This window comes from Streptomyces sp. WMMB303, assembly GCF_029351045.1.
In the GTDB taxonomy this organism is placed as follows: domain Bacteria; phylum Actinomycetota; class Actinomycetes; order Streptomycetales; family Streptomycetaceae; genus Streptomyces.
The window spans coordinates 157,366-169,742 of sequence record NZ_JARKIN010000001.1 but is presented as its reverse complement, the minus strand read 5'-3'; the positions used below and the strand labels follow the sequence as shown (position 1 = coordinate 169,742).

9 protein-coding genes are annotated in these 12,377 nt (G+C 71.7%); 6 read left to right on the top strand and 3 right to left on the bottom strand.

What is annotated here, in order from left to right:
* Positions 1 to 189: 189 nt before the first annotated feature.
* Complete coding sequence (gene katG, locus P2424_RS00790; RefSeq protein WP_276473873.1) at positions 190 to 2,403, top strand: catalase/peroxidase HPI; 2,214 nt, start codon at positions 190 to 192, stop codon at positions 2,401 to 2,403.
* A 113-nt stretch (positions 2,404 to 2,516) separates the two neighbouring features.
* On the opposite strand, the gene P2424_RS00785 is transcribed toward katG, so the two are convergent.
* Positions 2,517 to 3,452 (bottom strand): LysR family transcriptional regulator, encoded by a 936-nt coding sequence (locus P2424_RS00785; protein ID WP_276473872.1) that lies wholly within the window; start codon positions 3,450 to 3,452, stop codon positions 2,517 to 2,519.
* A 134-nt stretch (positions 3,453 to 3,586) separates the two neighbouring features.
* Between P2424_RS00785 and P2424_RS00780 the strand changes: the two genes are divergently transcribed.
* The 5 genes from P2424_RS00780 (at position 3,587) to P2424_RS00760 (ending at position 10,930) form a co-directional block, all read left to right on the top strand.
* Positions 3,587 to 4,897, top strand: a complete 1,311-nt coding sequence (locus tag P2424_RS00780) for an aspartate aminotransferase family protein (RefSeq protein WP_276473871.1) — start codon at positions 3,587 to 3,589, stop codon at positions 4,895 to 4,897.
* Positions 4,898 to 5,237: 340 nt separating this feature from the next.
* Positions 5,238 to 7,283: an NADH:flavin oxidoreductase gene (locus P2424_RS00775; RefSeq protein ID WP_276473870.1), complete on the top strand. Its 2,046-nt coding sequence runs from the start codon at positions 5,238 to 5,240 to the stop codon at positions 7,281 to 7,283.
* A gap of 104 nt (positions 7,284 to 7,387) precedes the next feature.
* Entirely contained in the window at positions 7,388 to 8,656 is a 1,269-nt protein-coding gene (locus tag P2424_RS00770; protein WP_276473869.1) for an aromatic ring-hydroxylating dioxygenase subunit alpha, read from the top strand.
* On the top strand, positions 8,653 to 9,813 hold the full coding sequence (locus P2424_RS00765) for a hybrid-cluster NAD(P)-dependent oxidoreductase (protein ID WP_276473868.1): 1,161 nt from the start codon (positions 8,653 to 8,655) through the stop codon (positions 9,811 to 9,813). The genes P2424_RS00770 and P2424_RS00765 overlap by 4 nt, the downstream gene beginning before the upstream one ends.
* Before the next feature lie 202 nt (positions 9,814 to 10,015).
* A complete protein-coding gene (locus P2424_RS00760) occupies positions 10,016 to 10,930 on the top strand; it encodes a LysR family transcriptional regulator (RefSeq protein ID WP_276473867.1) in 915 nt (304 codons plus the stop codon).
* A 107-nt stretch (positions 10,931 to 11,037) separates the two neighbouring features.
* Here the strand turns inward: P2424_RS00760 and P2424_RS00755 are convergent, their stop codons facing one another.
* Both P2424_RS00755 and P2424_RS00750 read right to left on the bottom strand, forming a co-directional pair.
* The gene (locus tag P2424_RS00755) at positions 11,038 to 11,667 is read right to left on the bottom strand and encodes a hypothetical protein (RefSeq protein WP_276473866.1); all 630 of its coding nucleotides are present in this window, start codon (positions 11,665 to 11,667) and stop codon (positions 11,038 to 11,040) included.
* A 71-nt stretch (positions 11,668 to 11,738) separates the two neighbouring features.
* Positions 11,739 to 12,377, bottom strand: coding sequence for a hypothetical protein (locus P2424_RS00750; protein ID WP_276473865.1), 639 nt, complete (start codon positions 12,375 to 12,377; stop codon positions 11,739 to 11,741).

Genomic DNA, 12,377 nt, shown 5'->3' with positions numbered 1-12,377 from the left:
GCCACCAGTCCATTCATCACCCGACAGCCCGCCGCCGGAGGGAATTCCCGGAGTGGTTGTCGTATTGACTTGGAATTCGTCCATCGTAGGATCGGCTCCAGCGACAGCCAAGGGGCAGGACACAGCAGGAAAAGACCGTCGTCGTCGGGCAGTTCCTGGGCCGTGGTCCGCCGAATCCGGAGGGATCCCATGTCTGACAATCATGAGGCGATCGTCGTGGACGCGAAGGCGGAGGACGCGGGCTGTCCGGTCGCGCGCGCCCCTCACCCGACACAGGGCGGCGGGAACCGCCAGTGGTGGCCCGACCGGCTGAATCTGAAGATCCTCGCCAAGAACCCCGCCGTGGCCGACCCGCTGGGCGACGGGTTCGACTACGCCGAAGCCTTCGCGGGCCTCGACCTGCCGGCCGTCAAGCAGGACATCGCCGAGGTGCTGACCACCTCGCAGGACTGGTGGCCGGCCGACTTCGGCCACTACGGCCCCTTCATCATCAGGATGGCCTGGCACAGCGCGGGCACCTACCGGATCAGCGACGGGCGCGGTGGCGCCGGGGCGGGCCAGCAGCGGTTCGCCCCCCTCAACAGCTGGCCGGACAACGCGAACCTCGACAAGGCCCGCCGGCTGCTGTGGCCGGTCAAGAAGAAGTACGGCAGCCGGCTCTCCTGGGCCGACCTGCTGATCCTGGCCGGAAACGTCGCCCTGGAGTCCATGGGGGCCAGGACCTTCGGGTTCGCCGGCGGCCGCGCGGACGTCTGGGAGCCCGAGGAGGACGTGTACTGGGGCCCGGAGACGATCTGGCTGGGCGATGAGCGCTACACGGGCGACCGGGAGCTGGAGAACCCGCTCGGCGCGGTCCAGATGGGCCTCATCTACGTCAACCCGGAAGGCCCCAACGGCAACCCGGATCCGGTCGCGGCGGCCCGGGACATCCGGGAGACGTTCCGCCGGATGGCGATGAACGACGAGGAGACCGTCGCCCTGATCGCCGGGGGCCACACCTTCGGCAAGACCCACGGTGCGGGCCCGGCCGACCACGTCGGCGCCGACCCCGAGGCCGCCTCGCTGGAGGAGCAGGGCCTGGGCTGGCGCAACTCCTTCGGCACCGGCAAGGGCGCGGACGCCATCACCTCCGGCCTGGAGGTGACCTGGACCGCCACGCCCACCCGGTGGAGCAACGCCTTCTTCGACAACCTCTTCGGCTACGAGTGGGAGCTGACCGAGAGCCCGGCCGGGGCCCAGCAGTGGCGGCCCAAGGACGGCGCCGGCGACGGCACCGTTCCGCACGCCCACGACACGTCGAAGAAGATCGCCCCGTCCATGCTCACCACGGACCTCGCGCTGCGCTTCGACCCGGTCTACGAGCAGATCTCCCGCCGCTTCCACGCGAACCCCGAGGAGTTCGCCGACGCCTTCGCGCGCGCCTGGTACAAGCTCACCCACCGCGACATGGGACCCAAGTCGCTGTACCTGGGCCCCGAGGTCCCCGAGGAGACCCTGCTGTGGCAGGACCCGCTGCCCGAGGCACCGGGAGAGGTCCTCGGAGCCGAGGATGTCGCGGCACTCAAGGCTCGGCTGCTCGACTCGGGCCTGACCGTGACGCAGCTGGTCACCACCGCCTGGGCGGCGGCCTCGACCTTCCGCGGCAGCGACAAGCGCGGCGGCGCCAACGGCGCCCGCATCCGCCTGGAGCCGCAGCGCGGCTGGGAGGTCAACAACCCGGACGAGCTCGCCGCGGTGCTGAGCACCCTGGAGTCCGTCCAGCGGGAGTTCAACTCCGGCGGCAAGCAGGTCTCGCTGGCCGACCTGATCGTCCTCGGCGGCTGTGCGGCGGTCGAGCTGGCCGCCCGGGACGCCGGGTACCCGGTCGAGGTGCCGTTCGCGCCGGGCCGGGTGGACGCGACCGAGGAGCACACCGACGCGGAGTCCTTCGCCGCGCTGGAGCCCACGGCCGACGGGTTCCGCAACTTCCAGGGCAAGGGCAACCGGCTGCCCGCCGAGTACCTGCTGCTGGACAGGGCCAACCTGCTCACCCTGAGCGCGCCCGAGATGACGGTCCTCGTCGGCGGTCTGCGCGCCCTCGGCGTGAGCTCCGGAGGCACGAAGCCCGGCGTGTTCACCGACACCCCCGGCAGGCTGACCAACGACTTCTTCGTCAACCTGCTCGACCTGGGCACGACCTGGCGGGCCACGTCGGAGGACCAGAGCACCTTCGAGGGCCGGGACGCGGCCACGGGCGAGGTCCGGTGGACCGGCAGCCGCGCCGACCTGGTCTTCGGCTCCAACTCGGAGCTGCGCGCGCTCGCCGAGGTCTACGCGAGCGACGACGCGGGCGAGAAGTTCGTGCGCGACTTCGTCGCCGCCTGGGACAAGGTGATGAACCTGGACCGGTTCGACCTGCGCTGACGCCGCAGGCCGCCGCACCCGACGCGGGTGCCCCGGCGGCGGGGCCCGGGCCGGTTCGCCGGTCCGGGCCCGTTCCGTCTCCCGCCCCCTGTGGCCTCGGGGAGCCGATCCGGTCAGCCCCCGCCCTCGCCGGGCGCCTCCTCGCCGTGCCGGGCCGCCCAGTCCCCGGCGGCCGCACGCAGCCGCGCGGCCGCAGCCGTGACGAGGCCTCCGCGGCGGGGATGCAGCCGGGCGTGCAGCACGATGCGCCTCCTGACCGCTGGAGTCAGTGGCACGGCCACCAGTGTGCCGGGCGGATCGGGCACCGCCAGCCGGGGCAGCACGGTGATGCCGATGCCGGCCCGCACCAGGTTGAGCGCGGCGTGATGGTTGTCGAGCCGGGCGACGTAGCGCGGCGCGAACCCGGCCGCGGTGCAGGCACCCAGAATGATCTGCCCGGTCGGGCTGTCGTAGATGTCGTGGTCGATCCACGGCTCGGTGCGCAGCTCGCCGAGCGCGACGGAGCGTGCGCCCGCCAGCGGATGCGCGCCCGGAAGGACCGCGAGCAGCTCCTCGGTGAGCAGCTCGTGGCGTCGGTACCCCTCCAGCCGGATCTCGGCTCCGTCGACGGGTTCGGTCCGGATGTCGAGGTCCGGCCGGCGGCGGCCGCGTCCGTCGACGGGCTCGTTCAGACTGACCTCCGTGGTGATGTTGGGCCGCAGCTCCCGGACCGCGCGCACCACCTCGGGGATCAGCTCCTCCGCCGCCGAGGCGAAGCAGGCCAGCGCCAGATGCTCGCCCTGGCCCGCGCGCAGGTCCGCGACGGTGCGCTCCAGCCGGGCGAAGTCCGCGAGTACGCTCTGCGCCTGTTCCGCCAGGTGGAGTGCGGCGTCGGTGGGGGCGATCCCGCGGCCCTCCTTCTCGAACAGCACCAGCCCGGTCTCCCTGGCGAGGGCCGCGAGGTGCTGGCTGATCGTCGCCGCCGAGTAGTTGAGGTTCCGGGCGGCGGCGTTGACCGACCCGGCGGCGAGGACGGCGTGCAGGATCTCGAGGCGGCGGGCGCTGAGCATGGACTCATCGTAAGCCGGTGCCGAATGGTCCATCGGTTTTGTGTGCTTGTTATGGGCGATGTCCGAAGGTGATGGTGGTGCGTGTCGGAAACCGGCGCCTCCTCCGCGAGGCGCCCGTCGGTGAGGAAGTGCATATGGACACCCCTTTCTGGGCAGATGCCGATCGCCTGCTGATCCGCTACGGCGCGCCCTTCAGCCCACGCGTCGTCGAACGCGCCGCCGGAGCCTACGTCTACGACGACGAGGGCAAGGCGATACTGGACTTCACCTCCGGCCAGATGAGCTCCGTGCTCGGCCACTCGCACCCCGACATCGTCTCGGCGGTCTCGACGGCGATCGGGTCGCTGGACCACCTCTTCAGCGGCATGCTCAGCCGCCCCGTCCTCGACCTGGCCGCGGCGCTCGCCGAGACCCTGCCGCCCGAGCTGGGCAAGATGCTGCTGCTGAGCACCGGCGCCGAGTCGAACGAGGCGGCGATCAAGCTGGCCAAGCTCTACACCGGCCGGTACGAGATCGTCTCCTTCGACCGCTCCTGGCACGGGATGTCCCACGGTGCCGCTTCGGCGACCTACTCGGCCGGTCGGCGCGGCTACGGGCCCCCGGCCCCCGGCAACTTCTCGCTGCCGACGCCGAACGCCTACCGGTCCCCGTTCCGCACCCCGGACGGTTCCTACGACTGGGAGGCGGAACTGGAGTACGGCTTCGCACTGATCGACCAGCAGTCCGCCGGCAGCCTCGCCGCGTGCCTGGTGGAACCGGTGCTCTCCTCGGGCGGCATCATCGAGCTGCCGCCCGGTTACCTCGCCCGCCTCAAGGAGCTGTGCGAGGAGCGCGGGATGCTGCTCATCCTCGACGAGGCCCAGACCGGGCTCGGCCGCACCGGGACGATGTACGCCTTCGAACGCGACGGCGTCGTCCCGGACCTGCTGACCCTCTCCAAGACGCTGGGCTCCGGCCTGCCGGTGGCCGCGGTGCTCACCGGCGAGCACATCGAGCGGGTGTGCCACGAGCGGGGGTTCCTCTTCTTCACGACGCACGTCTCCGACCCGCTCGCGGCGACCGTGGGGGCCACGGTGCTCTCGGTGATCCGGCGCGACGGACTCGTCGACCGGGCGGCCGCGCTCGGCCGGCAGCTCACCGCGCGGCTGGAGGATCTGCACGACCGCTACGACATCGTCGGCGACGTACGCGGCCGCGGCCTGCTCCAAGGCGTGGAACTGGTCACCGACAGGCGGCGCAGGACACCCGCCGACAAGGCCGGGCAGGCCGTCACCCAGGAGTGCCTCGACCGCGGGCTGCACCTCAACATCGTCCAGCTCCCCGGTATGGGCGGCATCTTCCGCATCGCGCCGCCGCTGACCGTGACGGAGGACGAACTCCACACCGGAGTCGACATCCTCGCCGCCGCGATCGAGAAGGTCGCCCCCGGGCGGGCAGGCGCCTGACGGATGGGCCCGCACCCGGCTCCGCCGCCACCGCGCAGCTCCGCGGCGGCAGGAGCCGGTGCGGACCTCTAGCAGGCCCGGTGCCTCCCGGGAAGGGACGCCGCACCCGTCGATCATGCAGGCGCTTTGCACGGTTTCCTGTGACACCGCTTGATTGTCCGCCAGGAGCGCCGCCCGCACGCTGGGGGAGTACCGCTCAGGGCGCACACGTCTGCCGCACGCTGCGTCCGGTCCGGTGCGTCCGTTCCCGGCAGACCGCACGCCTAGGGCGGCACGCCCCGACCACGCGGACATCCTGGCGACATCCCCCCGGGCCGCCGACGGGTTCACAAGGAGTGTCATGCGAACGCGAGTCACGGACCCCCTGCTCCAACCCTTCACCCTCAAGAACATCACGCTGCGCAACAGAGTGGTCAGCACCTCGCACGAGCCGGCGTTCGGTGAGAACGGCCTGCCCGGGGACCGCTACCGGATGTACCACGTGGAGAAGGCCCGCGGCGGGGTCGGGCTGACCATGATCGGCGGCTCGGCGGTCGTGTCACCCGACAGTCCGCCCTCGTTCGGCAACCTGCTGCTCTACCGCGACGAGATCGTGCCCTCCCTCGGCAGGCTGGCCGACGAGGTACACGAAGCCGGAGCCGCGGTCATGTGCCAGGTCACCCACCTGGGACGGCGCACCAGCAACTACGCGGGCGACTGGCTGCCCGTGCTGTCCGCCTCGCCGGTACGGGAACCCGCCCACCGCGCCTTTCCCAAGGAGGCCGAGCCGTGGGACCTGGACCGCGTCGTGCAGGACTACGCGGACGCCGCCGCCCGCTGCCGGGCCGGCGGCCTCGACGGCATAGAGATCCAGCACTACGGCCACCTGCTGGACAGCTTCCTGTCTCCGGCCACCAACCACCGCGACGACCGGTTCGGCGGAACGCTCGCGAACCGCACGGCCTTTCCGCGCCGGGTGATCCGCGCGATCCGGTCCGCCGTCGGCCCCGATTTCGTCGTGGGCATCCGCATGTCGTTGGACGAGGAACGGCCGGCCGGACTCGGTTTCGGCGAGGCGCTGAGCGCGCTCCGCGACTACCTCGCGGACGGCGTCGACTTCGTCAGCACCATCCGGGGTTCCATCGAGAGCGACGCGTCGCTCTCCCGGGTCATCCCCTCGATGGGGACGCCTTCCGCGCCGTTTCTCGACTTCACCGCCGAGGTCAGACGCAGCCTGGAGATCCCGGTGATGCACGCCGGACGGATCGCCGACGTGGCCACCGCGCGGCACGCCGTGCGGGAGGACCAGCTGGACCTGGTCGGCATGACCCGGGCCCAGATAGCCGACCCCCACCTGGTCGCCAAGGTGGCCGAAGGGCGCGAGGACCGGGTCCGGCCGTGTGTGGGAGCGAGCTACTGCCTGGATGCCATCTACGACTCCGGGGACACCAAGTGCCTGCACAACCCCGCCACCGGCCGGGAGCTGCGGCTGCCGCACACCGTCCCGGCGGCGGCCTCCCGGCGGAAGGCCGTGGTCGTCGGCGGTGGGCCCGCCGGGCTGGAGGCGGCCCGGGTGCTGGGCGAACGCGGCCACGAGGTCGTCCTGTTCGAAGCGGCGGACCAGCCCGGCGGCCAGGTCCGTCTCGCCGCCGCGAATCCCCGCAGGCGGGACCTGCTCGGCATCGTGGACTGGCGCGTCGCCGAGTGCGGCGTGCTCGGCGTCGAACTGCGGTTCGACGTGCTCGCCGAAGTGGCGGACGTGCTGGCGGAGGATCCCGACCTCGTCCTGATCGCCACCGGCGGCACACCCGACACCTCCTTCCTCGCCGGCGGCGCCGACCTCGTGTCCGACACCTGGGACGTGCTCAGCGGCGCCCTGCGCCCCCGCGGACGGGTGCTGGTCTACGACGACAACGGCGCCTACCCGGCCCTGGACGCGGTGGAAGTGCTGGCGCGCCAGGACGTCCCCGTCGAGTACGTGACCCCCGAGCGGATGCCCGCTCCCGACGTCGGCAGCATGAACGCGCCCCCCTATCTGCGGGTCTTCGCCGAACACGAGGTACACACCACGCTGGCGCACCGCCTCACCTGCGTGCGCCGCACCGGGGACGGCCGGCTCGCCGCGACGCTGCGCAGTGCGTACGCGGCGACGGAGACCGAACGGGTCGTGGACCACGTCGTGGTGGAGCACGGCACGCTGCCCAACGCGGACCTTCACCACGAACTGCTCCCCGGCTCACGCAACCTCGGCCGACTGGACCACCGCGCGCTCCTGGCCGGTGAGCCGCAGCCCACCGACGCCAATCCCGCGGGCCGCTACCAGCTCTTCCGCGTCGGGGACGCGGTCACCAGCCGCAACATCCACTCCGCGGTGCTGGACGGCCTGCGCCTCTGCCTGCCGATGTGACCCCGCGCCGCTGCTTCCGCCGCCGAAACGGGCCGTCGGGCCCACCGGCACCGGGCGCCGCCGACCGCGCCACGGAAGGCCGTGCCGGCGCCGAAAGGAGAACCGTGACCTCACTGGAAAGCACATCCGTCACCCGAGCCGACCGTATCCGGAACGCGGTGGCACGCCGGGCCCCCGGGCGCAGCCTGGAGGGACCGTTCTACACCGACCGGGATTTCTTCGACCTCGACATCGCCGCCGTCTTCGCCCGCCAATGGATCTGTGTGGCCGTCGACGCCGAGCTGCCCGAGCCGGGCGACCGCATCTCGGTGGAGATCGGGCCGTACTCGGTTCTGCTCGTCCGCGACGACGCGGAGGAGCTGCGTGCCTTCCACAACGTGTGCCGGCACCGGGGCGCACGTCTCGTCGAGGCAGGGAACGACTCGGCCGGGAACCTGGTCTGCGGATACCACAAGTGGACCTACGGTCTGGACGGCAGGCTGCTGCACGCACCCTCCCAGCCCGCCGGCTTCGACCGCGACTGCTTCGGCCTGGCCCCCGTGCACCTGCGCAGCGTCGGCGGACTCGTCTTCGTCTGCCTCGCCGAACAGCCCCCGGCCGACTTCGACGAGGTCGCCTCGCGCATCGAGCCCTACCTCCTTCCCCACGACCTGCGCCGGGCCAAGGTGGCGGCCCGCAGCGAACTCGTGGAGGAGGGCAACTGGAAGCTCGTGATGGAGAACAACCGAGAGTGCTACCACTGCGACGAGCACCCCGAACTGCTGCGCACCTTCTTTCCCACCTACGGCTACTCCGAGACGGACCTTCCCCCGCGGCTGCGGCCGGCGCACGAACGCTACCTGCGGGCCGACGCGGAACTGCGTGCCACCTACGAGAAACTGGGGCTGCCCTACGCGCTCATCGAGGAACTGGACGACCGGAGCACCGGCTTCCGTATCCAGCGGGACGCGCTCGACCTCGCCGGTGAGTCCTTCACCCCCGACGGCACGGCCGCCTGCCGACGGCTCCTGGGCGACCTGCCCACTGCCCGCCTCGGGCACCTGGCCCTGCACCTGCAGCCCAACTCGTGGTTCCACGTGCTCGCCGACCACGCCATCGCCTTCAGCGTGCTGCCGCTCGCCGCGGACAGGACGCTGCTGCGCACCACCTGGCTCGTCCATCCGGAAGCCCGGGAGGGCGTCGACTACGACCCGGAGACCCTCCAGCGGGTCTGGCGCGCGACGAACGAACAGGACGCGCGCCTGGTCGCGCTGGCCCAGCGCGGGGTCTCCGGCCCCGCGTACCGGCCGGGCCCCTACGCCCCGACGGAATACCAGGTCGAGGCGTTCTGCAGTTGGTACATCGCCCGTCTGCGCGAGGAGCTGAACCGATGAACGAGGTGCTCACCGACCCCGGCCGGGAAGCCCTGCGGCAGCCGACGGCCTTCCGCACGGCGGACGGCGCAGCTGCCGGCGCCGCGGCGGACCATGTGCTGGTCTGCAAGCAGGTCCACGACGTCACCCACGACACCAAGACCTTCGCGTTCGAACCGGCCGGCCCCGGGCTCTTCCGGCACGACCCGGGCCAGTACCTCGCCTTCACCTTCCAGATCGACGGCAGGGAGTTCTCCCGCTGCTACACACTCTCCTCGCCGCCTTCGCGTCCGCACCTGGCCGCGATCACCGTCAAGCGTGTGCCCGGCGGCCGGGTGTCGAACTGGCTGCACGACGTTCTCGCTCCCGGGTCCGTCGTCCGCGCCAGGGGACCGATGGGCCGGTTCTCCACGGCCCGGCATCCGGCGTCCGCCTACCTGTTCCTGTCCGGGGGCAGCGGGGTGACGCCGCTGATGTCGATGACCAGGACCCTCTACGACCTCGCGTCGCCGGCGGATGTGGTGTTCGTGCACAGCGCACGCACCCCCGGCGACATCCCGTTCCGGCAGGAACTCGCGCTGATGGCGGCTACCGCTACCGCTCCCGCTCTCCGGGTCGCCCACGTCTGCGAGGACGCCGGGAGGACCGAGCGGTGGCACGGCCACCGGGGACGGCTCTCTCCGGGGATGCTCCAGGAACTCGTCCCCGATCTCCTGGACCGCGAAGTGTTCTGCTGCGGACCCGCGGGCTACATGCGGGCCATGCGCCGGTTGCTCCACGCGGCGGGCCTGCCGGAGGCCCGCTACCACGAGGAGAGCTTCGAGGCTCCCGCGCCCGGACCCGCGCCCGGCCCGGTGCCCGCGCCTGCTCCCGCCCCCGATCCGCTCCACTCCGCGGAAGACTCCGGGCCCGCGCCGACGTTCACCGTGGAACTGTCCCGCAGCGGAGCGACCATCGAGTGCGACGCCGGGATGCCGGTTCTGGAGGCCGCGGCCCGCGCCGGCATCACCCTCCCCTCGTCCTGCGGCGAGGGGCTGTGCGGCACCTGCGTGACGACCGTGCACCAGGGGTCGGTCACCATGTGGCACCAAGGTGGCCTCCGGCCGCGGGACAGCGCGCAGAACAAGATCCTCCTGTGCTGTGCCTCGCCGCTGGAGAATCTGGTCATCGACGCCTGACGGCCGGTTCGTACCCGGTCCTGGACGAGCGGCCGCGCGGTGACGGGCCGGGAAGCGAGGGGGGCGCATTGAGCACCATCGGAGGCCGGTACACGCTCCTGCCGGCGGTGACGTGCGTGGACGGCGGAGGCTGCCGCGGCCGGTGCCGGGCCGCGGCCCCGCACCGGCCGCGGCCCGGCACCGGCCCGTGCACACTGGTCGCATGATCGACCACCGGCTCCGGATCCTTCAGATGGTCGCCGGGCACGGGACGGTGACCGCCGCCGCCCAGGCGCTGCACTACACGCCTTCCGCTGTCTCCTACCAACTGCGGCAACTCGCCGCCGAGGTCGGTACCGACCTGGTGGTGCATCAGGGGCGGGGCATCCGGCTGACCAACGCGGCCCACGTCCTGCTGCGGCACGCGGAGCATCTGCATGAGCAGTGGGAGCTGGCCCGCGCCGAACTGGCCTCCCTCGGTACCGAGCCCGCGGGACGGGTCACGCTGTGCGGCTTCTCCACGGCGGCCAGCCGTCTGCTGCCGCCCGCGGCCGCGCGGCTGCGGGACAGCTACCCGCATCTGACGGTGCGTTTCATCGAAGCCGAACCCGCCCGGTGCTTCGACCTGCTGCTCTCGGAAGAGGCCGACCTGGCTCTGCTGGTGGTCACCCCGGACTCCCCGGCGCTGACGGACGAGCGGTTCGACCAGCAGCCGCTGCTGGACGACCCCCTGGACCTGATCGTCCCCCAGGGGCACGAGCTGACCCGGCGGGGGCGGGTCACGCTGGCCGACGCGGCCGGAGAGCCGTGGATCCTGGGAAACCCCGGGACCAGCTACCACCAGTTGGTGCTCGCCGCCTGCATGAGTGCCGGCTTCACCCCTCACATCGCCCATCACGCCGACGAGTGGGGGACCGGCACGGCACTGGTCGCCCACGGCTTCGGCGTCATCCTCGTACCGCGCCTCGCGCAACTGGGCGAGGAGGCTCTGGTCGCGCGGCTGCCGCTGCACGGTGAGCCGGCACCGGCCCGCCGCATCGTGGCCGTCACGCGGATGGGCGCACGGGAGATCCCGGTCCTCACCCACGCCGTCGAGACCATCACCGCGACCGCCGCACGGCTGTTGCCGGGGAGGTGATGCGGCGGGCCCGGCCCAGCCCCCGTGCGGCCGCGCCGGATCGGCAGGCTCCTCCCGGACGGTGCCCGGGTGCGTAGCCGTCCTCGGCTGCACACGCGGCTGGCGGGTCAGGGCGAGCCGTTGGTCAGCAGCAGACAGCAGGTGCGGTCACGGTGCAGGAGTGTGGCGGTGTCGGCGTCTCCGCCGTCGAAGTACACCGGCCGCAGCGGTTCCTCGCCGCTGAAGTACCCGCTCGACCGCAGGAAGTCGGGCTCCACCGAACCGAACCCCCATGAGGACGGGTCGGGGCCCAGCAGTTCGTGTACGGCGCTGCGGACGAGGCGGTCGGCATCCGCCGCCGAGCAGTGCTGCCGATAGGGGCTGGGCGCCCGGCAGAGCATCCACTCCAGGCTCGCCAGCAGCCCGGGGCCGTCCAGCGGCCGGATCGCGGCGCGAAAACCCGCACGGCGGAGCGGCCGCTCCTCGTCGCCTCCGTCCCCGTGGTCGGACAGGTTGTGCCAGCCGCGCAGGCGGTCGGCGGCCCGCAGCAGTTCCTCGAACAGGTCGCTGCCGAGGAAGGCGTGGAGAAGATGCTGCCTGTTGTCCGGAGTGACGGGCACTTCGGCACCGAACTCCAGCAGCAGGGTGTTGCTGTTCATCGACCGGTCCACAGCCGAGAGGAACGCGTCGACGGCGGGGTGTGGCGCAGTGTCGGCCGGAGCGGTGAAACGCACGGTCTCCTCCTCGACGTCCGACATGGCTGCGCTGCGGCTCGTGCCCGGTCCTTCGGGGCCGCGCCCCCTTCCGGGCGCCTCGCCCCGCGGCCCGCCTACGACGAGTACACCTCGGTCATACTGGTGATGCGGTTCTCCGAGTCGATTTTCACATCGTAGAAGTTCAAGCCCCAGCAGTCGCTGGTGTCCGCCTTCCGCTGACCGCCGTCGAATTGCTTGCCGTCAGGGTCCGCGCAGGTTTTGACATGTGCGATTCCGCCGTTTCGCGCGGTGAGTTTCTTCTGCTTGGATTCCTTCTTGCTGATCACCGTGATCTGTGTGCCTCCGGATGCCGGGTGGTAGTTCTCGAACTCCCCGACAGGGTGGTAGGAAGCCCCTTCCTGGGAACCGTCCCGGCATTCCGCCTTTGCTTCCTTGGCGACCACCGTGTTCATCGCCCCCTCGACGTGGTGGATCCAGATGACCTTGTGCCCCGGTGCCGGGGTGGGGCAGGAGCTACCCTTCTCGTCCTTTCCGTCCTCCCTGTCCTTTCCGTCCCGTGCGGCCGGCCCGGGACTCGCGGAGGACGCCGTACCGTCGCCCGCGGAGGTGTCCGCCGCCGGATCACAGGCGGCCAGCGGGATCAGCACCGCGACGAGGGCGGTTACGGCAGGTATGGCACGAACAGAGCGCATGTACTTCCCCGTGACTGTGAGCGCGGATGGCAGGAGAAACCTGCCGACCCGGGCGATCAT